This window comes from Curtobacterium sp. MCLR17_039 (genome assembly GCF_003234745.1).
Taxonomy (GTDB): domain Bacteria; phylum Actinomycetota; class Actinomycetes; order Actinomycetales; family Microbacteriaceae; genus Curtobacterium; species Curtobacterium flaccumfaciens.
This window is the reverse complement of sequence record NZ_QKTF01000009.1, coordinates 1-18,650: the sequence shown is the minus strand read 5'-3', so window position 1 is coordinate 18,650 and position 18,650 is coordinate 1. Positions and strand designations below refer to the sequence as shown.

Sequence of the window (18,650 nt, the reverse complement as noted above, 5' to 3'; positions counted from 1 at the left end):
AGAATGCGCGCTCGTCGTCGACGTCACCCCGCCTCTCCTTGCAGGAAGAGGCCGGACCATGCAGGCTCGCCATCTCAGACGCAGTTCCCTCCTGGTCGTGTCGGCCGCCGCCGTCGCGCTGATCACCCTCGGCACCGGCGGTGGGGCATCGGCCGCCACGGTCATCGACGGCCCCGTCAACCTCGGCACCGCCTCGACCTACGGCGTCCTCGGCGCGAGCGCGGTCACGAACACCGGCCCCTCCGTGATCAACGGCGACCTCGGGTTGTCGCCGGGGACGTCCATCACCGGCTTCGGCGGCGCACCGAACGGCGTCGTCAACGGCACCACGCACCAGACCGACGCCGCAGCCGCACAGGCCCAGCGCGACACCACCACCGCGTACAACGTCGCCGCCTCGCTCTCCCCGACGCAGACGGGTCTGACCGAGCTGAACGGCCTCTCGCTCTCACCCGGCGTGTACTCCGGCGGCGCCCTCGCCCTGGCGAACAACGGTGCGCTGACCCTGGCCGGCAGCGCGAACTCCGTGTGGGTGTTCCAGGCCGCGTCGACCCTGACCATCGGGTCCGCCAGCCAGATCGTGATCACCGGCGGTGCCAGCTCGTGCAACGTGTTCTGGCAGGTCGGCAGCTCCGCGACCGTCGGCACCGGCGCCCAGTTCCAGGGCACCGTCCTGGCGCAGCAGTCCGTGACCGCCACCACCGGCGCGACCGTGCAGGGCCGACTGTTGGCCCGCACCGGCGCAGTGACCCTCGACACGAACACGATCACGGCATCGAACGGCTGCCCCGCGCCGGGCACCCCGTCCGAGTCGCCGACCATCACCTCGGGCACCCCGTCCGACGGCACCGTGGACGTGCCCTACTCGTCCACCGTGACCGCGACCGGCACCCCGAACCCGACCTTCACCGCCACGGGCCTGCCCGATGGCCTGACGATCGACAGCACCACCGGCGTCATCTCCGGCACCCCGACCACCCCGGGCACGTCGACCGTGACGATCACCGCGTCGAACGGGACCAGCCCGGACGACACCAGCGTCGTCACGATCACCGTCCGCGCCCCGGCCCCGGTGCCCACCGCGACGCCCACTCCGACGGCACCCGCAGTGGCACCCACCGGCACCCCGAGCGGCCCCGCAGGCGCCGGCGGTGGTGGCGGCGGAACCGGCCAGCCCACCGGTGAGCTCGCGTTCACCGGCTCGGACCCGACCGTCCCGCTGAGCATCGCCGCCGCGCTGCTCGCCGCGGGTGCGACGCTCATGGTCCTGCTCCGTCGTCGCCGTCGCACCGTCGGCCGCATCTGACGAACCCCCGAAGGACCCCGTGACCCCGGTCGCGGGGTCCTTCGCCGTTGCCAGCACCCCGCGAGCAGTGCACATCCGGCGACGGTGCGCAGGCGCCGCGACACGTCTACGCTCCACTGCAACGGGGTCAGGGGCGGCCCCGCAAGGGGAGCAGGGGTACGCGATGACGACTCGACGACGCACGGTGGTCGGCATCACGACCGTGTTGACGCTGGTCGGGGTGATCCTCGCACCGACGACCGCGGCCCTGGCAGCACCGGACGACGGCGCGCTCACCGTGATGCTCACCGACCCGGAGAAGCGTCCGCTGCCGATGTCGGGGGTGGTGGTTGACCTGCGGACCCCGGAGGGCGCGACCACGGCCTCTGCCTCGAGCGACGCACGCGGGCGGCTGACGTTCGACGCCGTCCCGTCCGGCACGTGGAGCCTGCACGGCGAGCGCGAGGGCTCGTACGGCTTCGACGACGTGCTCCCCGCCGAGCGCACCGGCATCACGGTCGGCCCCGGAGCGCACGAGACCGTCGTCCTGGTCGTGCGTCGCGGCGCATCGATCGGTGGGACCGCACACAACCCGTACGGCGCCGACCTGTCCGGGGCGGCCGTCGTCGTGCGCGGCTGGAACACCGGAACGGTGCGTCGCACCGTCACCGCCCGCGACGGGCACTACTGGGTGCACGGCCTGCCGAGCGACGACTACAGCGTGCAGGTCAACGCGCACGACGAGTCCCTCGACTCGTGGCCGGCGCTGCGCGGTCAGTCGTGGGGGTTCCACCGCGACCCCGGCTCCACCGCGCCGCGCTCCTACGTCCGCGTCGCGAACCAGGCGGGCGGCCGGGCCGAGACCGTGCTGGACGACGTCGACGCGAGCTCGACCGTCGGGGTCACCCTGTCCGCCATCGTGAACCCGCAGCTCGACACCGACTTCACCGGGGCCACGGTGCACGTGTACGGCGAGTCGATCGGCAGCACCTTCGACACCCGCCTGGTCTACTGGTCGCCGGGGCGCGGCGGCATCTTCGGCGTGGTCCTGAGCCCCGGCCGGTACAAGGTCGAGGTGGTCGGATGGTCACCCAGCCAGAACCGGTACGTCTCCTACTGGTACGGCGGCGAGGGCAACCGCCCGGTCGCCGACCGGGCGTCGTCGCACACCGCGGTCGTGCGGGACGAGAGCCGGACCATCTCGTTCTGGAGCACGCGCTGATCCCCGAACCCGACGCCGGAGAACGTGACGACGCGCTCACCGGATGCGTCTTCGACGACGTGCCACGGGCCTCCCGGCTCGTCGAGGACGACCTGGTCGTGGCGGTGCTGGACGCGAACCCGGTCTCGACCGGGCACAGCCTGGTCGTCCCGAAACGCCACGTGGTGTCGTGGTTCGACGCCACCGCGGACGAAGTCGCCGCGATGACGCGGCTCGTCCGCGCACTCAAGCTGGTGCTCGACGACCGGTACCGACCCGACGGGTACAACGTCGGGTTCAACGACGGCGCGGCAGCCGGGCAGACGGTGTTCCACGCCCACCTGCACGTGATCCCGCGGTACGGCGGCGACGTGCCGGACCCGGCCGGGGGCATCCGGCACACGATCCCGGGCCGGGCCGCTACCTGACCGGCACCCGCGCGTCGCACCGGTGAGGACCGTCCCGAGGGAACCCTCAGGACACTCCGGCCCCGATGAGGTCGGCGAGCGGGACGTCGTCGCGTGCCACGGCTGCGGCGACCTGGCTCAGGGAGCGCTGGTGTGTGCGGGCGTAGCGACGGATCATGCCGAAGGCCTCCTCGACGTCGACCCCGGCCGCACGTGCGAGGTACCCCTTGGCCTGTTCGATGGCGACCCGGCTGTCGAGCGCACGCTGGAGCTGCTCCGCGGTGAGTGTCGCGTGCTCGAGGGTCCGTTGCTGCAACAGGCTGATGGTCGCGACGTCGGCGAGGGCCTGCGCGGCTCGGGCGTCGGCACCGTTCAGCGCTCCCTCCGTCTCGCGGAACAGGTTCAGCGACCCGACGGTGGTGTCCCGCAGCCGGAGCGGGATGGCGTGGACGCCCGCGTAGCCGCGAGCCCTCGATGCCTCGGCGAACCGGGGCCAGTGCTGCCGCAGGTCGTCGGCGTTCTCCGAGGTCACCAGCCGCCCGGTGGTCACGGCGGTGATGCAGGGCCCCTCACCGGCGTTGAGCTGGAGCAGACCGATGAAGCTGCTGCGCTCGCTCGTCGACGCGACGACGCGCAGCTCGTCCTGCTGGTCGAGCAGGTGGATCGCGCCCGCGGCGGCGTCGAACAACTCCACTGCCCGGTCGACCAGGGTCTGCAGGACGTCGACCACGTCGTAGTCCGCCACCAGGCTGTCGGTGAGGGTCACGAACGTCTCGACCAGTCGTGCTTCGCGTACCTCGGTCATGTGGAGCGGTCCTTCCGTCGAGCAGGCGGGACAACCGTAACCGAGCAGCGGACACGCGGACCTGTGGCTTGCACCCGGGAGCGCGGCGGCTCTAGCGTTGGAGCAGCTGCCCCAGACCCCGGCCGCCGGAACGTTCCTCCATTCCGTCGACGACCAGGGAACCCATGACGACGCAGCACGCCGGTACCAGCCCGCAGCGGGAGACCAGCTCGAAACCCCTCGCCAGCGGCTACCGGAAGACCGGCTCTCCGGTCGGACCCCGGACCGGCGGCACCTCGTCCTACTCCGCGCTGCTGGCGCAGGTGAAGGAAGCCGGGCTGCTCGAGCGCCGACGGGGGTTCTACTGGGCGCTGTTCTCCGCGCTCGTCGTGGCGACGGCCGCGTGCTGGGTCGCGTTCGCGTTCCTGGGTGACTCGTGGTTCCAGTTGATCGTGGCCGGTGCGCTGGGTGTGCTGTTCACACAGTTCGCGTTCCTGTCGCACGAGGCTGCGCACCGTCAGGTGTTCGAGTCCCAGAAGTGGAACGACCGCGCGGGCCGCTGGCTCGGCACGTTCCTCGTGGGCCTCAGCTACTCGTGGTGGATGAACAAGCACACCCGCCACCACGGCAACCCCAACACCGTCGGCAAGGACCCGGACATCGCGCCGGACGCGATCCGGTTCCTGCCCGAGGACGCCGCCGCCGTGACGAACGGGCCGCTCCGGGTGTTCGTGCAGTACCAGGGCTGGTTGTTCTTCCCGTTGCTGACGCTCGAGGGGATCAACCTGCACCGGGCCGCCGTCATGTCGGTGCTCCGGGGCACCGGCGGCCGCAGCGACACCCGGGGGCGGGTCCTCGAGGGCATCCTGCTCGTGGCTCGTTTCGCGATCTACCTGACGGTGGTGTTCTGGTTCCTGCCGTTCGGGATGGCGTGTGCGTTCCTCGGGGTGCAGCTGGCCGTGTTCGGCGTGATGATGGGCGCCTCGTTCGCCCCGAACCACAAGGGCATGCCGACCATCGCGCACGACGCGAAAGTCGACTTCTTCTCCCGTCAGGTGCGCACCTCGCGCAACATCCGCGGCGGCTGGTGGGTGTCGTTCCTGATGGGCGGGCTGAACTACCAGGTCGAGCACCACCTGTTCCCGTCGATGCCGCGTCCGGCGCTGAAGCAGGCCCGCCTGCTCGTCCGTGACCACTGCGACACCCTCGACGTGCCCTACACCGAGACCACGCTGCTGCGTTCGTACGGCATCGTCGTCCGGTACCTCAACCGCGTCGGCCTCGCCGCCCGCGACCCCTTCGTCTGCCCCATGGTGACCGAACTCCGGATCCACTGAGCCCCGCCCCGCCCTGCCCCGTGCCGAACCTCCCGAACGACGCCCACCAGCTGCGAGCAGCGGTGGTCGTGAACCCGACCAAGATCGACCAGGCGCGCCTCCGATCGGTGCTCGGCACCGAGGAGCGCGCCCACGGATGGGCCGAGTCGCTCTGGTTCGTCACGAGTGCCGACGACGACGGTCGGGCTGCCGCACGGGCCGCGCGCGACGCCCGCCCGAGCGTCGTCCTCGTCGCCGGCGGGGACGGCACGCTCCGGGTCGTCGCCGAGGAACTCCGCGGCACCGGGACGCCGGTCGCGCTCGTCCCCAGCGGCACCGGCAACCTGTTCGCACGGAACCTCGGGCTGCCCCTCGGCGACCTGGTGCGCTCCGTCCGTGCGGGCTTCGGCGGGACGGACCGTCCGATCGACGTCTGGCTGGCCGACCTGACCGACCCGTCGGGCACCACGACGTCGCACGCGTTCCTGGTGATGACCGGCATCGGGCTCGATGCGAGCATGGCCGCGGACACGAACGCGTGGGTGAAGAAGCGGTTGGGGTGGGTGGCCTACTCGGATCCCATCGCCCGGTCCGTGATCGGCAACCGGCAGATCCCGGTGCACTACGGGATCGACGACGGCCCGCTCCGCAGCATGAGCGCGCACACGATCATCGTCGGGAACTGCGGCACCCTGACCGCGGGCATCCTGCTGCTCCCCGCTGCCCGCCCGGACGACGGGATCCTCGACGCCGTGGCGTTCCGGCCGGCCGGGTGGTTCGGGTGGACCAAGGTCGGGTACGCCCTGACGCTCAACCGGTTCTTCGCGCGCACCCGGTTCGGGCGACTCCTCGCTCGCGTGCTGCCGACCTCCCGTGCGCTCCGGTACACCCGGGCACGGACGCTGCGGCTGACCGTCGACACCCCGGAGCGTGTGCAGCTCGACGGCGATGCGTTCGGCGAGGTGGTCGCGGTGTCGCTCACCACGCACCACCACGGACTGGTCCTCCGGACGGAACCGGTCTAGCCGGTGCTGCCGAGGTCGGCACCCCGGTGCACGACGTCCTCCGCCATGGCCCGGATCCCGCGGCCCGCACCGGCAGCAGCACGTCGCAGGATCTGGAACGCCTCGTCCATCCGGATGCCCCGTCGGTACGCGAGTGCGCCCTTGGCCTGTTCGAGGAGCACCCGGGCCTCGAGCGCGTCCTCGACCTGTTCCTCGATCGTGGTCGACACCCCGCGGTCGCGCTGTCGGACCAGGGCAGCCGAAGCCGCGTCAGCGAGCAGCTGGAGCAGCACGACGTCCTGGTCGCTGTGCCCGCGGGTGTGGTCGGCGAAGACGCACAGGGAGCCGATGGTCCGGTCCCGCAGACGGATCGGCTCGGCGAACGTGCCCTGCAGCCCCCGTTCGCGCATCGTCGCCGCGAACGTCGGCCACTCCGACTCGTGCGTGGACACGTCGGGCACGTCGATCGTCTTCCCGGTCCGGTAGCAGTCGAGACACGAGCCCTCGTTCGTCCCGAGCTGCGCTTCCTCGGCCTCGCTGCTGCGCTCGCTCGTCGAGGCGACGACCTGCAACACACCGGACCGGTCCGCCAGCACGACGCCCGCCTCCGTCGCTGAGGTCCCCTCCACGCACGCCGCGATGACACGGTCCATGGCGTCGAGCACCTCGAGGTCGGCGTCCAGGGCCGGAGTCAACCGATCCGGCAGGTTGATCGCGTCACTGGTCGTCATGCTTCGACGCTACGACCAGACCGATGGCGCACGGCTCAGCCAGTTCGCGTACCGGATCACGGCTCTCGAGTCCGCAAGCAGGCGCGTCCGTCGAAGTGCGGACTGGTGCGACCCCCGGACAGGGGGTCAGGATGACGCATCAGTTGCACAGAGCAACTGGCAGGTGCTTCACCGACAGAGGAGTCGTCATGAAGAAGTCCATCGCAGCCGCGTTCGCCGCGGTCGCCGTCATCACCGCCGGCGTGTTCGCCGCTTCGCCCGCGTCCGCGCTGCCCGTCAGCACGAAGGTCGTCGGCGGCGAGAAGGCCCCCACCACCTCGTGGGCGGTGCAGCTCGAAGCCTCGGGCGGGAGCATCCCCGCAGGCTACGTCAGCAACTGCACCGGCGAGCAGCTCAACGCCTCGTGGATCCTCACCGCCCGGCACTGCATCGACGGCATCGGTGCGATGAACGTGTACCACTCCAACTCCACCGTCAACCGCGGCGCGGCCGTCGCCGTCGACCGGGTCAGCACCTCGCCGGCGGGTGACATCGCGCTCGTGCACCTGCGGACCGCCTACTCGCTGTCCACCTACGCACCCCTCGACCTCACCGCGACGGCCAAGTCGACCGGCACCGGCACCATCCAGGGCTACGGCCTGCGCGCCAACGCGACCCAGTCCGACGGCCTCTACCAGGCCACCGTCTCGCTCACCGGCGCGAGCACCGACGCCTTCGGCGGTCGTGCCCAGCACCTCACCGGCGTGACCGGCGCCTCGAACCACGGTGACTCGGGCGGCCCGCTGCTCGTGAACGGCAAGGTCGTCGCCGTCTGCTCCACCGGCGACAGCGCCGACCCCGGCGCGAACACCAAGGCCGGCTCGAACTACGCCCTGCTGTCGCAGGCCTCGTCCTGGATCCGGACGACAGCCGGCGTCTGAACCACCTGACGGACGGGAGGCGCGGTGTCAGCTGGCACCGCGCCTCCAGTGGCGTCCCCACCCGTCTCCAGAACCGGGGTCGCCTGCTCGGCGTCCGTCACCCACCAGCTGAGCGCCCGTGCGGGCGCCGCGACGACAGTGGGGCCATGAGCCAGTACGAGAAGCGCGATCCGAACACCCTCTACCCGGCACCGCCGTACCCGAAGCAGGAGCAGTCGCTGCCGGGCGCCGCGTGGAAGATGGACCCGAAGCCCGACCACGGCGAGGAGAGCTACGTCGGGTTCGGACGGCTGAAGGGGTACCGCGGCATCGTCACCGGTGCCGACTCCGGCATCGGCCGTGCCGCCGCCATCGCCCTGTCGCGCGAAGGCGCGGACCTGGTGCTCTCGTACCTGCCGGACGAGCAGGAGGACGCGGAACAGGTCCGCGACCTGCTCGAGTCCGAAGGCCGTCGGGCCGTGCTGTTCCCCGGGGACATCTCCGACGAGCAGTACTGCACCGACCTGGTGCAGAGGGGCGTCGACGAGTTCGGCGGCCTCGACACCCTGGTCATGGTCGCGGGGCGCATGGAGAGCAACGAGGACATCCTCACGCTCGACACGTCGATGTTCGACTCCACCTTCAAGACCAACATCTACTCGCTGTTCTGGCTGACCAAGGCTGCGGTGCCGCACCTCGAGCCCGGGTCGACCATCGTGACGACCGGTTCGATCCAGGCGTCGACGCCCTCGCCGGACAAGATCGACTACGCCGTGTCGAAGGGCGCGATCAAGCTCTTCACCGAGGCCGTCGCGCAGCAGCTCGCGCCGAAGGGCATCCGCGTGAACTCCGTCGCGCCGGGGCCGGTGTGGACGCCGCTGCAGCCGGGTTCCGACGATGCCGAGACGGTGTCGCACTTCGGGGAGAGCTCGCCGTTCGGCCGTCCCGGGCAGCCCGCCGAGCTCGGTGCCGCCTACGTGCACCTGGTCAGCCCGGAGTCGAGCTACCAGTCCGGGTCGACGATCACGATCGCCGGTGGGACGCCGGCGTTCTGAGGTTCTGAGGTTCTGAGGTTCTGAGGTTCTGGGTTTCGTGTTCTTGCGTTCGAGGAAGGGGACCACGTGTCCGGAGTGACGCACACCGTGCTGGTCGAGTGGGACGGGGAGGACCGGTCGTCCGAGGCCTCGGCCCTGTCGCGTGAGAACCTGCCAAGGATCGAGGGGGTCGAGTCGGTGCAGTCCGGAACGAGCGTGAGCACCGAGGGGCTGGAGGGCGGTTTCCACTGGATGCTCGTCGTCCGGTTCCGCGATCGTGCCGCGCTCGCCGGGTACCTGCCGCACCCGGAGCACCGGCCGGTGGCCGAGTTCATCGGTGCGGCGAGTGCGCGGGTCGTCGTGTTCGACGTCGAGGACGCCGACTGACCGCTGCGGCCGAGTCCTGCGTCGCAGACGGGCCGGATGCCTAGGACCGGACCTGCTCGGCTGCGAGCAGCCCGAGGAGTGCCAGGGCATCCGCGTCGGGTGAGCCGACCGGGGCCGTGTAGAGCACCAGGTGCTGGTCGCGGTCGGTGAGCGCGAGACTGTCGCAGTCGACGGTGACCGATCCGACCGACGGGTGCTGGAAGGTCTTGGTGAGCACGGGCGTCATCTGCACGTCGTGCTGGTCCCAGAGCCGCCCGAAGTCGCTGTCGCCCGCTCCGAGCTCCTCGATCAGGTCGCCCACGGCGGGGTCGTCCGGGTACCGGGTCCGGGCCGCCCGGAGCTGCATGACGACGTGGCGCCGGAACTCGGCCCCGTCGGAGATCCCGTACGGCGGGGGAGTCTCCGGCCCGGGGTGTGCGGGGAACGCCCGCCGGGCCAGGTTGCGCTCGGCCGGATCGAGCTCCGAGAAGTCCTCCATGAGCGCTGCGGCGAGGGGGTTCCACGCGAGCACGTCGAAGGTGGCCGACAGGACGATCGCCGCGGTCTGCGGCAGCCGGTCCACGAGCGCGAGGATGCTCGGCCGGACGTCGCGGCGCACCCGGCCCAGCTGCAGTGCGGCCGTGCCGGCCAGTGCGTGCAGGTGGTCGGACTCCGTCGGGGTGAGCCGGAGCGACCCGGCGATGCCCGCGAGGACCTCGGCAGAGGGTCGGGGTGCGCGTCCCTGCTCGAGTCGGACGTAGTACTCGGTGGAGATGTGGGCGAGGACCGCGACCTCCTCGCGACGGAGCCCGGGCGTCCGACGTCGTGGTCCCGACGGCAACCCGACGTCCTCGGGGCGCAGGCGTTCGCGCCGTGAGCGGAGGAACGCGGCGAGTTCCGGCTTGTCCATGTCACGAGTCTCCACCGGTTCGGGGCCCGGATCCTGGTACCGCTCGTACCTGTATCCGGGCAGTCGTCCGGCGTGACGCTGATCCCGTGAACAACGAAACCACCACCACCAGTCCCATCGGCCTCCTGTCCGACAAGGTCGTCCTCATCACCGGCGCGAGCCGCGGCATCGGTGCGGCGGCCGCCCGGCTCTTCGCTCGGGAGGGTGCCCGGGTCGTCCTCGCCGCCCGCAGCACCGCCGCACTCGACGCCGTCGTCGCCGACGTCCGAGCGGCTGGGGGCACCGCCGATGCCGTCGCCCTCGACCTCGCCGACCCCGCCAGCATCCGTGCCGCGGTGGCCCGCGTCGACGAGCTGCACGGTCGGCTCGACGGGGCCTTCAACAACGGCGCGACCATCCAGCAGCCCGGGCCGCTCGACACCACCAGCGACGAGGACATCGACACCCAGTTCGCGGTGAACTTCCGCGGACACTGGGTGGCGATGAACGCCGAAGCCGAACTGATGCGTCGCAGCGCAGGCGGCGCCATCGTCAACACCTCGAGCATCGGCAGCCGCCGGGCCAACCCGGCGTTGCCCGCCTACGGTGCGATGAAGCGTGCGCTGAACAGCATCACCGAGACCGCGGCCGTCACCTGGGCGCCGGCGCACATCCGGGTGAACGGCATCACCCCCGGTGGCACCGCGACCGAGATGATCGACGCCTGGGAGGCCGCGACACCGGGCATCGTCGACCAGATCAACGCCACGGTGCCGCTCGGTCGGATGGCCGAGCCCGAGGAGGTCGCCGAAGTCGCCGCCTGGCTGCTCAGTGATCGCGCGTCGATGGTCACCGGGGCGATCGTCCCCGTGGACGGTGGCGCGGGCGCCTGACGCCGAACGCGCCGGCCCTCCTGGCAGGATGACGGGCATGGCCAGCGCTGTCCGTCTCATCCGGTCCGACGTCCTGAGCGACGCGGCGCAGTACGCGTACGCGTCCACCGTGCCGGCCGGGACCCGGCTCGTGTTCCTCGCCGGGGCCTGCCCGCTCGAACCGGACGGGTCCACGGCGGCGGTCGGGGACTACGCGGGGCAGGCGGCGCGGTGCATCGAGACGATGCGGGAGGCGCTCCGAGCCGCCGGTGCGTCGATCGAGGACGTCGTGAGCACCCGGGTGCTCGTGGCGTCCTCGCGGCAGGCCGACCTCGTCGCGGCATGGCAGGTGGTGCGCGATGCCTTCGGCGCGCACGACGTGCCGAGCACCCTGCTCGGGGTCACGGTGCTCGGCTACGACGACCAGCTGGTCGAGATCGAAGCCGTCGCGGCCGTCGCCGACGGTCAGCCCGCGTGACGGCGCGAGGCGTCGAGGCTCCCGCGCTCCCGCGCTCCCGCGCACGCTCGCCTCAGAAGCCCGGACCCGCTTTGACCAGCGCGATGCCGACACCGACGAGCGCGAGGACGAGGCCGGCCACGAACGTCCGCGGGGACGGGTTCTCCCCGCGGAGCCTGGCCACGACGGGCCCGAGGAGGGCGAGCCGGACCACGAGGTACGCGATCGCGATGACCTCGGCCGCGAGCCCGGATGTGCCGGTCAGCCAGGCGTAGGCGAGGACAGCAGCCGGCAGGAAACCGGAGGTGAGGACGGGCAGCGAATCCCGGAGCTCGGCGCGGACGGTCTCCCCGGTGAGGCGGTGGTCACTCCGCGCACGACGGCCGACCGACTCGGCGAAGGTGTGTGCGAGGAAGGTCGAGAACGCGGTGGCGAGGACGTACCAGAGCCCCCGACCGCTCTCGGCGGTGTCCGGGACCATCGGAGCGATCGTGCCGAGGATCACGATGTTGCCGTACACGAACGCGGTGATGCGGCTCGAGGCGTCCTCACGCGACAGGCGGTTCCTGCCCACGGAAGTCCTCTCGTGCGGGCTCAGTAGTACTCACCCTGCCGGTAGTCCCAGCTCGTGAACGTGTCGGCGAGCAGTCCCATGATCCGGTCGACGTCGAGCCCCTTGCGGATCAGCGTCGGAGCGGGGACGACCGATCGACGTCCGTCCTGCAGCGGGATCAGGGTCCCCGTGCTGTCGACCATCGACACCATGACGCCCTGCTCGTACCGGGTCTCGGCACTCTGCTCCGGCTGGATGGACGCGACGTAGTCGTCCGCCTCGACGATCACGTCGGCGCGCTCGGCGATGCGCTCGCCGATCCCGTCCACCACGCCACGGTTACCGGTACCCGACGGGTTGGCGGAACTCGCGAAGGCGAACCTGCCGTGCTCGGTCCAGAGCTCGCGGGCGGCGAGCTCACCGGGGACGCCGAACTTGATGACGAAGCAGGACGTTCCGCGGGTGTCCATCATGAGTTCGTCGGAGCCGTCCGTCGGCAGTGCCGCTCGACCCTCGTCGCTCCAGGGCAGGATGCACCCGAGCAGGATGTCCTCGTCCCAGCACCGCTGGTACAGGGCGTCGATCTCGGGGGTGAGCTGCGCGATGCTCCGGAGCATCTCGAGCGAGCTCACGAGCACGACGCCCGGCTTGTTGCGGTTGCGTTCCTTCGCGTCGAACTTCCGCTCCAGACCCGCGCGGTCCGAGGTCATCAGGATGTAGCCGACCTTGGTGGGGACCACCGCCAGCCCGCCGTCGTGCAGCAGGGCGTCCACCGCACTGCGCGGCACACCACCGGTCCAGTGCACCCGGTTCATGCTGACCTGCGTGTCGTCGTTCATGCCAGTCCTCGTCCCGCTCGTGAGCCAGACGATCGTCTGACAGCGGGAGCCTAGGGATGGCGTCTGAGTCGGACAAGGGCGTCGGCGCCGACCTGTGGGCCTTCTCCGGAGGGTTCAGGCGGGCTCGCAGCGAAGGGCCGCGGCTCCCTTCGGGCGTTCATTCGTCGAGCGTCGGTACCGCTTTCATCGATGAGCCTGCAGGACGATCACGCTGACGTCGGTCAGAGAAACGCGCAGTCCAGGGCGACAGGCGCGTCGCTACATCTCTTACACTGGACTTGGGAATATGCCCGACCCGGGTATATGGTTTCCGTCATGCGAACAGCAGAGTTACGAGAGCCGGCATTCTGGGTCATGACCACCCTCGCTCGGGGACGGCTCCACGGGTACGGCATCATCCAGGCCGTCGCCGAGCTCACGGGGGGCGACATCAGCCTGCCGGTGACCACGCTGTACAAGACGCTGGAACGTCTCGAACAGGACGGGCTGGTGACGGGCGCCGGAGATGAAGTCGTTGGGGGGCGTCTCCGGCGCTACTTCGCCCTCACCACGCAGGGCGAACAGCGGCTTGCGCTGGAGACCGAGCGACTCGAGGTCAGGCTCCGCGCGGTGCGTGCACGTCTGCCGCGGACGTCGAGCATCTGCGGAAACGCTGCCGGAGCATGAGCGCCGAACTCGAAGCTCGGTACCGGCGACTGCTCGCTTGGTACCCGGCTGCGTGGCGGTCCGTGAACGCCGACGCGCTCGTCGGGACACTTCTCGACGTCGCCGAGGGGGAAGGCCGAGAGGGACCGACCCGCCAGGAACGTTGGGCCATCGCCGAGCACGGCGTGGGCCTGCGGCTCGACGGGCTCGTAGCGCCCGAAGTGCGGAACCCCGCGAGCACAGTGGCCCTGACCCTCGGCACTGGGCTTGCTCTCAGCGAGTTCCTGTTCTCGAGTTGGGCGCCGTGGATCACCGGCAACCCGGCTCCGGGATCGATGGTGCAGGTCGGACCGTTCCGCGACACGGGTTTCGTGTTCGCCGCGCTCTGGGTGATCGCCCTCGTCGCCGCACTCTCCGGCCGGTGGAACGTCGGTCGCGTCGTCCTCCTGGCGTCCGTGATGCTCGGGACCGTGTCGCCGTACCTCCTGAACCGGTACCCGGGGGTTTGGACTGTCGACCGGGGGACCTTGCTCCTGTTCAGCGCGTGTGCGGTCGTTGCGGTCCTCGGGCGCCCGCACCGCTCCCAGCACACCGCGGCAGCAGCCGTCGGATGGTTCCTGCTCGGCGCCCTCAGCTACTGCAGCGTCAATGATCCCGGACAGTGGCAGTACAGCCGGTCCCTGTGGGACGGAAATCTCTACGCCTGGTACGGAACGGCAGCGCTCGAGATCATCGCCGTCGCTCTCGCGATCATGCGGTGGTGGCGGACAGCGTTCACGATCGTGCTGAGTCTCGTTCCGTACGTCGGGGCGCTCGCCGTGAACGAAGTTCGTGCGCTCGACGTCGGGAGCGGGTCCGTCACGTTGGTGGCACTCCCGGTGGCCCTCGGGCTGCTCCTGCTCGTCCTCCACAGTCGTGGTTCTCTTGAGCTCTCACCGCGGGAACCGGTGCAGCCAGCTCGCTAGTGCGGCCACAGCCGCGGCTGGTCGCCGCCGAGCCGCGCACAACCAAAGTGCATCCGCGCCACGTGGTCGCGTGGTTCGAGGTCACTTTGGTTGTGCGACGCCGCCGGACGCCGGCCGACGGCCGACCGCCCGACCGCCCGACCGCCCGACGGTGCCCCCGCTCACCCCACCAACGACTGCGTCCCCACCACGATCGCCAGGGCCAGCCGCTCCGCGTCCACCGACCCGGGCTCGGCCGTGTACGCCAGGATCCGCAGGTCCTCCGGCCCGACGACCAGGGTGTCGCAGTCGAGCGTGATCCGCCCGACGTCCGGGTGGTCGATCACCTTCCGGCGGGCGGCCTCGCCGAGCGTGGTCGCGCCCGAGTCCCACAGCTCGACGAACCGCGGGCTCGCCGCCCGCAGGTCCCGCACGAGCTGCTGCAGCTGGCGGTCGAGCGGGTAGCGGGCCGCGGTCATCCGGAGCCCGGCCACCAGGTTCGCCTCGAAGGCCGCCTGCTCCTCGGGCGTGTGCACGGCTCGGCTGCCGGACCCGACCAGGTGCCGCCACGCGGTGTTCCGGTCGTTCCCGCGGAGTGCCCCGATCGGCCCCATCAGCGCGTCGTACGGGGCGTTGGCGACGAGCAGGTTCCCCGCGGCGTCGAGCACCGCGACGGGGGTGTCCGCCAGTCGGTCGAGCAGCCGCTGCACGCTCGGCGGGATCCGTGACGGCACCACGTCGGCGCCGGGGACCGCGTGCCCGGCGAGCCGGTAGAGCAGCTCGCGGTCGGCATCGGCGACCCGCAGCGACCGCGCGAGCGCCTCGACCACCTGGGCGGACGGCGAGGTCGCCCGCCCCTGCTCGAGCCGGGTCAGGTAGTCGGCCGAGATCCCCGCGAGGCCGGCCAGCTCCTCACGCCGCAGACCGGTCGCGCGCCGACGCGGCCCGACGACCATGCCCGCCGCCTCGGGGGAGACGTGGTCGCGCAGCCGCCGCAGGGTGTGCCCGAAGTCCGTGTCCGCCATGTCCCCAGTCTGCGCGCGACGGGCGACCGGGTCCTGGCCCTGCCGGTCCTACGACAACCGGGTGACTCCCTGCGGTCGTCGCCGAGCGTGACGCTGGACCCATGACAACGACACTCATCACCGGGGCCACCCGCGGCCTCGGCAAGGAAACCGCCCGCCAGCTCGTCGAGGCGGGCCACACCGTCTGGATCGGGGCCCGGGACGCCGACCAGGGCGCCGCGGTCGCCGCCGAGATCGGCGCCCGCTCCGTCCAGCTCGACGTCCGCGACGACGACTCGGTCGCCGCGGCCTTCGCCCACGTCGACGCGAACGGCGGACTCGACGTGCTGGTCAACAACGCCGGCATCGCCGTCTGGGGGCAGAGCGGCCCGGACGCACTCGCCGTCTTCGACACGAACACCGTCGGCACCATCCGCGCGACCGAGGCCGCGCTGCCGCTCCTGCGTCGCTCCGCGAACCCGATCGTGGTGAACCTGTCGAGCGCGCTCGGCTCCTTCACCGCCACCCACGACCCGTCGAAGCCGGCGTTCACCGTGCCGGCCGTGGTCTACGGCGCGTCCAAGGCCGCCGTCTCGATGCTGACGGTGCAGTACGCACGCGTCGTGCCCGAGGTGCACTTCGTCGCGATCGAGCCCGGCTACACGGCCACCGAGTTCGGTGGCATGCCGAACCCGCACGGTCGCCCCGTCGAGGTCAGCGCCGCGACGATCGCGGCCGCCGCGAGCGCGGGCCCGGAGGGCCCCACCGGCGTGTTCCTGGAGGACGGCCAGACGCTCGGGTGGTGACGTCGTGACGGCCGGGAGGCGCGGTTCCAGCTGGCACCGCGCCTCCAGGCCGTCGTCCGGTCGCGTCTACAGCAGCTGGCGCGCGTTGGTGGACGCGAGGTCCAGCAGCTCGTCGCCGCGACCCGACAGCACCGTGCGGATGGCGTAGAGCGTGAAGCCCTTCGCCTGCTCGAGCGTGACCGCCGGGGGCATGGAGAGTTCCTGGCGGTTCGCGCGGACCGACACGAGCGCGGGACCGTCGTGCGCGAGCGCGGCGGCCATGGCGTCCTCGAAGTCGTCGGACACGTCGACGTGGAACCCCTTGATGCCGATCGCCTCGGCGACGGCGGCGAAGTCCGGGTTCTGCAGTTCGGTGCCGTAGTTCACGAAGCCGGCGGCCTTCATCTCGAGCTCGACGAAGTTGAGCGACGAGTTGTCGAACACGACGATCTTCACCGGCAGCTTGTTCTGCACGATCGTGATGAGCTCACCGAGGAGCATCGTCAGCCCGCCGTCACCGGCCAGGGCGATCACCTGCCGGTCCGGGAACGCCGTCTGCGCACCGATCGCCTGCGGGACGGCGTTCGCCATCGTGCCGTGCACGAACGAGCCGATCAGCCGGCGCTTGCCGTTCATGGTGAGGTAGCGCGAGGCCCAGACGACGGGGGAGCCGACGTCGGGGATGAAGACGGCGTCCTCGGCGGCGAGCCGGTCGAGCACCCGGGCGACGTACTGCGGGTGCAGCGGCTTCTTCCTGCCGGCCGGCACCGCCAGGTCGTCGAGCTTCTCGCGGGTCTTCCGGTAGTGCTTGAGCGAGTCCTCCAGGTGCTTCGTCGGGTGCGAGCCGGTCAGCAGCGGGATGAGTGCGAGGGCGGTGTCCTTGACGGTGCCGACCAGCCCGATGTCGACGGGGTGCCGTCGGCCGAGCTGCGAGCCGCGGATGTCGACCTGCACGTGCTTCGCCTTTGCCGGGAAGAACTGCTGGTACGGGAAGTCCGTGCCGAGCATGAGCACGACGTCGGCGTCCTCCATCGCGCGGTACCCGGAGGCGAAGCCGAGCAGCCCCGTCATGCCGACGTCGTACGGGTTGTCGTACTCGATGTACTCCTTGCCGCGCAGTGCGTGCACGATCGGGGCCTGCAGCCGCTCGGCCAGGGCGACGACCTCGTCGTGGGCGTCCGCGACGCCGGCTCCGGCCAGGATCGTGATCCGGTCGGCACCGTTCAGCAGGTCGGCGGTGCGCTGCAGCTCGGCCTCGCTCGGCACGATCCGCGGGGTGGCCCGCTCGATGCGGGTGGCGCGGTCGTCCTTCGCCTCGGCGAGCAGCACGTCGCCCGGGATCACGAGCACCGCGACGCCGCGCTTCTCGATCGCCTCACGCATCGCGATCTCGAGCAGGCGGGGCATCTGGACGGGGTCGGCGACGTACTCGACGTAGACGGAGCACTCGCGGAACAGCTCCTGCGGGTGCGTCTCCTGGAAGTAGCCGGAGCCGATCTCCGCCGTGGGGATGTGCGCGGCGATCGCCAGCACCGGCACCCGCGAACGGTTCGCGTCGTACAGGCCGTTGATCAGGTGCAGGTTGCCGGGCCCGCAGCTGCCGGCGCAGACGGTCAGGTCACCGGTCAGGGCGGCTTCGGCAGAGGCGGCGAACGCGGCCGCTTCCTCGTGACGGACGTGCTCCCACCGCATAGTGCCGTCCTTGCGCAGGGCGTCGGTGAAGCCGTTCAGGGAGTCCCCGGGCAGGCCGTAGACCCGGTGGATGTCGTTGGCGCGGAGGGTGGCGACGATGTTCTCGGCAACGGTTGGCATGTGCCCTGTCTACTCGCGACCGCTGCGCTGAACGCTTTCGGAGTTTTGTGAGGCTCACTCGCCCTGGGATGCCGGGGTCGTGCTGCGACGATGGCGGGATGACCGACGACGCGCCGCTCCTCCGTCCCCGCCGACGGGAGCCCGCCGCGTACGGGATCCTCGAGCGCTCGCCGTACCCGCTCGTCTCGGTGGCGATCGCCGTCATCGCGGTCGTCGTCATCACCATCGTCGGGTTCACCCTCGGCACCGTGGACCTCGGATTGTCCAAGGCCCTCAACGCGCTGCACACCGGGTTCATCGGGGCGTTCAGCACGGCGGTCTACCACGTGATCAGTCCGGCACCGGCGATCGGGATCACGGTCGTCGTCGTCGCCGTGATCTGGTGGCGCACGCGAGACCTGCGACCGGCCCTGGCGTTCGGCGGCACCATCGCGATCACCTGGGTGCCGTCCGCGATCGTGAAGGAGATCGTGCACCGCGCCCGGCCCGACGTCGCCGTGCTGCCGCACCCGTTCCCCGTGCAGCCCGACCCCGGGTACCCGAGTGGGCACACGGTCTACATCACGGCGTTCGTGGTCGCCCTGATCTGGCTGCTCCGCGAGACCCGCTGGCACCGGCTCGCCCTGACGCTCGGGGTCGTGGCCATCGTGATCGTGTTCTTCGCGGTGTCGATCGATGCGGTCCACTACCCGACCGACGCCGCTGCCTCGATCCTGTGGGCGCTCGCCGTGGCGCCGGGGGTGCGGGTGGTGTGGGTCGACTGGCTCATGCCGCGGGTGCCGTTCCTGCGGCCGGGGCGGGGCTGACGCCGGGCGGGTTGGGC

The 18,650-nt window shown here is 71.1% G+C and carries 21 protein-coding genes; 14 read left to right on the top strand and 7 right to left on the bottom strand.

The window, feature by feature from the left end; genetic code table 11:
* Window positions 1-97 precede the first annotated feature (97 nt).
* The 3 genes from DEJ00_RS12010 to DEJ00_RS18710 all read left to right on the top strand — a co-directional run bounded on the left by DEJ00_RS12010 (window position 98) and on the right by DEJ00_RS18710 (window position 2,914).
* The gene (locus DEJ00_RS12010; protein ID WP_173032357.1) at window positions 98-1,306 is read left to right on the top strand and encodes an ice-binding family protein; all 1,209 of its coding nucleotides are present in this window, start codon (window positions 98-100) and stop codon (window positions 1,304-1,306) included.
* A 163-nt stretch (window positions 1,307-1,469) separates the two neighbouring features.
* Entirely contained in the window at window positions 1,470-2,507 is a 1,038-nt protein-coding gene (locus DEJ00_RS18715; RefSeq protein ID WP_111057506.1) for a carboxypeptidase-like regulatory domain-containing protein, read from the top strand.
* Window positions 2,508-2,566: 59 nt separating this feature from the next.
* Window positions 2,567-2,914: an HIT family protein gene (locus DEJ00_RS18710; protein WP_220038868.1), complete on the top strand. Its 348-nt coding sequence runs from the start codon at window positions 2,567-2,569 to the stop codon at window positions 2,912-2,914.
* 46 nt (window positions 2,915-2,960) lie between these two features.
* On the opposite strand, the gene DEJ00_RS11995 is transcribed toward DEJ00_RS18710, so the two are convergent.
* Complete coding sequence (locus DEJ00_RS11995; protein WP_110858563.1) at window positions 2,961-3,698, bottom strand: GAF and ANTAR domain-containing protein; 738 nt, start codon at window positions 3,696-3,698, stop codon at window positions 2,961-2,963.
* A gap of 164 nt (window positions 3,699-3,862) precedes the next feature.
* Between DEJ00_RS11995 and DEJ00_RS11990 the strand changes: the two genes are divergently transcribed.
* Entirely contained in the window at window positions 3,863-5,014 is a 1,152-nt protein-coding gene (locus DEJ00_RS11990; protein WP_111057504.1) for an acyl-CoA desaturase, read from the top strand.
* 68 nt (window positions 5,015-5,082) lie between these two features.
* Complete coding sequence (locus DEJ00_RS11985) at window positions 5,083-6,018, top strand: diacylglycerol kinase family protein (protein WP_258373671.1); 936 nt, start codon at window positions 5,083-5,085, stop codon at window positions 6,016-6,018.
* Here DEJ00_RS11985 and DEJ00_RS11980 read toward each other — a convergent pair.
* Window positions 6,015-6,728 carry a GAF and ANTAR domain-containing protein gene (locus tag DEJ00_RS11980; RefSeq protein ID WP_111057502.1) on the bottom strand — a complete coding sequence of 238 codons (714 nt, stop codon included), beginning with the start codon at window positions 6,726-6,728 and terminating at the stop codon, window positions 6,015-6,017. The genes DEJ00_RS11985 and DEJ00_RS11980 overlap by 4 nt on opposite strands.
* A 188-nt stretch (window positions 6,729-6,916) precedes the next feature.
* On the opposite strand from DEJ00_RS11980, the gene DEJ00_RS11975 reads away from it, so the two are divergent.
* The 3 genes from DEJ00_RS11975 to DEJ00_RS11965 all read left to right on the top strand — a co-directional run bounded on the left by DEJ00_RS11975 (window position 6,917) and on the right by DEJ00_RS11965 (window position 9,048).
* Complete coding sequence (locus DEJ00_RS11975; RefSeq protein WP_111057501.1) at window positions 6,917-7,648, top strand: trypsin-like serine protease; 732 nt, start codon at window positions 6,917-6,919, stop codon at window positions 7,646-7,648.
* Window positions 7,649-7,794: 146 nt separating this feature from the next.
* Entirely contained in the window at window positions 7,795-8,682 is an 888-nt protein-coding gene (locus DEJ00_RS11970; RefSeq protein WP_111057500.1) for an SDR family oxidoreductase, read from the top strand.
* A 66-nt stretch (window positions 8,683-8,748) separates the two neighbouring features.
* A complete protein-coding gene (locus tag DEJ00_RS11965; protein WP_111057499.1) occupies window positions 8,749-9,048 on the top strand; it encodes a Dabb family protein in 300 nt (99 codons plus the stop codon).
* Window positions 9,049-9,088: 40 nt separating this feature from the next.
* Here DEJ00_RS11965 and DEJ00_RS11960 read toward each other — a convergent pair whose 3' ends face one another.
* Entirely contained in the window at window positions 9,089-9,937 is an 849-nt protein-coding gene (locus DEJ00_RS11960; protein ID WP_111057498.1) for a helix-turn-helix transcriptional regulator, read from the bottom strand.
* Between the two features lie 86 nt (window positions 9,938-10,023).
* On the opposite strand from DEJ00_RS11960, the gene DEJ00_RS11955 reads away from it, so the two are divergent.
* The gene (locus DEJ00_RS11955) at window positions 10,024-10,809 is read left to right on the top strand and encodes an SDR family NAD(P)-dependent oxidoreductase (protein WP_111057497.1); all 786 of its coding nucleotides are present in this window, start codon (window positions 10,024-10,026) and stop codon (window positions 10,807-10,809) included.
* A gap of 37 nt (window positions 10,810-10,846) precedes the next feature.
* Window positions 10,847-11,266: a Rid family hydrolase gene (locus DEJ00_RS11950; protein WP_111057496.1), complete on the top strand. Its 420-nt coding sequence runs from the start codon at window positions 10,847-10,849 to the stop codon at window positions 11,264-11,266.
* 52 nt (window positions 11,267-11,318) lie between these two features.
* Here DEJ00_RS11950 and DEJ00_RS11945 read toward each other — a convergent pair whose 3' ends face one another.
* Together DEJ00_RS11945 and DEJ00_RS11940 are read right to left on the bottom strand one after the other, a co-directional pair.
* Entirely contained in the window at window positions 11,319-11,819 is a 501-nt protein-coding gene (locus tag DEJ00_RS11945) for a hypothetical protein (RefSeq protein ID WP_258373670.1), read from the bottom strand.
* A 20-nt stretch (window positions 11,820-11,839) separates the two neighbouring features.
* Entirely contained in the window at window positions 11,840-12,637 is a 798-nt protein-coding gene (locus DEJ00_RS11940; RefSeq protein WP_071245796.1) for an L-threonylcarbamoyladenylate synthase, read from the bottom strand.
* 315 nt (window positions 12,638-12,952) lie between these two features.
* On the opposite strand from DEJ00_RS11940, the gene DEJ00_RS11935 reads away from it, so the two are divergent.
* Window positions 12,953-13,303: a PadR family transcriptional regulator gene (locus DEJ00_RS11935; RefSeq protein ID WP_111057564.1), complete on the top strand. Its 351-nt coding sequence runs from the start codon at window positions 12,953-12,955 to the stop codon at window positions 13,301-13,303.
* Window positions 13,300-14,247, top strand: coding sequence for a hypothetical protein (locus DEJ00_RS11930; protein WP_111057495.1), 948 nt, complete (start codon window positions 13,300-13,302; stop codon window positions 14,245-14,247). Before DEJ00_RS11935 ends, DEJ00_RS11930 begins: the two co-directional genes overlap by 4 nt.
* Window positions 14,248-14,408: 161 nt before the next feature.
* Here the strand turns inward: DEJ00_RS11930 and DEJ00_RS11925 are convergent, their stop codons facing one another.
* The gene (locus DEJ00_RS11925) at window positions 14,409-15,251 is read right to left on the bottom strand and encodes a helix-turn-helix transcriptional regulator (protein WP_111057494.1); all 843 of its coding nucleotides are present in this window, start codon (window positions 15,249-15,251) and stop codon (window positions 14,409-14,411) included.
* Window positions 15,252-15,352: 101 nt separating this feature from the next.
* On the opposite strand from DEJ00_RS11925, the gene DEJ00_RS11920 reads away from it, so the two are divergent.
* Window positions 15,353-16,036 (top strand): SDR family NAD(P)-dependent oxidoreductase, encoded by a 684-nt coding sequence (locus tag DEJ00_RS11920; protein ID WP_111057493.1) that lies wholly within the window; start codon window positions 15,353-15,355, stop codon window positions 16,034-16,036.
* A gap of 66 nt (window positions 16,037-16,102) precedes the next feature.
* Here DEJ00_RS11920 and poxB read toward each other — a convergent pair whose 3' ends face one another.
* Complete coding sequence (gene poxB / locus DEJ00_RS11915) at window positions 16,103-17,827, bottom strand: ubiquinone-dependent pyruvate dehydrogenase (protein WP_111057492.1); 1,725 nt, start codon at window positions 17,825-17,827, stop codon at window positions 16,103-16,105.
* Between the two features lie 98 nt (window positions 17,828-17,925).
* On the opposite strand from poxB, the gene DEJ00_RS11910 reads away from it, so the two are divergent.
* Window positions 17,926-18,633 (top strand): phosphatase PAP2 family protein, encoded by a 708-nt coding sequence (locus DEJ00_RS11910; protein WP_181440168.1) that lies wholly within the window; start codon window positions 17,926-17,928, stop codon window positions 18,631-18,633.
* The last annotated feature ends 17 nt before the right edge of the window (window positions 18,634-18,650 follow it).

What these genes read in the sequence shown, in the direction of transcription:
- DEJ00_RS11930 (WP_111057495.1), top strand. Translation starts at nt 13,300, where the DNA reads ATGAGCGCCGAACTCGAAGCTCGGTACCGGCGACTGCTCGCTTGGTAC.
- DEJ00_RS11975 (WP_111057501.1), top strand. Translation starts at nt 6,917, where the DNA reads ATGAAGAAGTCCATCGCAGCCGCGTTCGCCGCGGTCGCCGTCATCACC.
- DEJ00_RS18715 (WP_111057506.1), top strand. Translation starts at nt 1,470, where the DNA reads ATGACGACTCGACGACGCACGGTGGTCGGCATCACGACCGTGTTGACG.
- DEJ00_RS11990 (WP_111057504.1), top strand. Translation starts at nt 3,863, where the DNA reads ATGACGACGCAGCACGCCGGTACCAGCCCGCAGCGGGAGACCAGCTCG.
- DEJ00_RS11950 (WP_111057496.1), top strand. Translation starts at nt 10,847, where the DNA reads ATGGCCAGCGCTGTCCGTCTCATCCGGTCCGACGTCCTGAGCGACGCG.
- DEJ00_RS11980 (WP_111057502.1), bottom strand. Translation starts at nt 6,728, where the DNA reads ATGACGACCAGTGACGCGATCAACCTGCCGGATCGGTTGACTCCGGCC.
- DEJ00_RS11935 (WP_111057564.1), top strand. Translation starts at nt 12,953, where the DNA reads ATGCGAACAGCAGAGTTACGAGAGCCGGCATTCTGGGTCATGACCACC.
- DEJ00_RS11940 (WP_071245796.1), bottom strand. Translation starts at nt 12,637, where the DNA reads ATGAACGACGACACGCAGGTCAGCATGAACCGGGTGCACTGGACCGGT.
- DEJ00_RS11920 (WP_111057493.1), top strand. Translation starts at nt 15,353, where the DNA reads ATGACAACGACACTCATCACCGGGGCCACCCGCGGCCTCGGCAAGGAA.
- DEJ00_RS11960 (WP_111057498.1), bottom strand. Translation starts at nt 9,937, where the DNA reads ATGGACAAGCCGGAACTCGCCGCGTTCCTCCGCTCACGGCGCGAACGC.
- DEJ00_RS11995 (WP_110858563.1), bottom strand. Translation starts at nt 3,698, where the DNA reads ATGACCGAGGTACGCGAAGCACGACTGGTCGAGACGTTCGTGACCCTC.
- DEJ00_RS11910 (WP_181440168.1), top strand. Translation starts at nt 17,926, where the DNA reads ATGACCGACGACGCGCCGCTCCTCCGTCCCCGCCGACGGGAGCCCGCC.
- DEJ00_RS11925 (WP_111057494.1), bottom strand. Translation starts at nt 15,251, where the DNA reads ATGGCGGACACGGACTTCGGGCACACCCTGCGGCGGCTGCGCGACCAC.
- poxB (WP_111057492.1), bottom strand. Translation starts at nt 17,827, where the DNA reads ATGCCAACCGTTGCCGAGAACATCGTCGCCACCCTCCGCGCCAACGAC.
- DEJ00_RS11970 (WP_111057500.1), top strand. Translation starts at nt 7,795, where the DNA reads ATGAGCCAGTACGAGAAGCGCGATCCGAACACCCTCTACCCGGCACCG.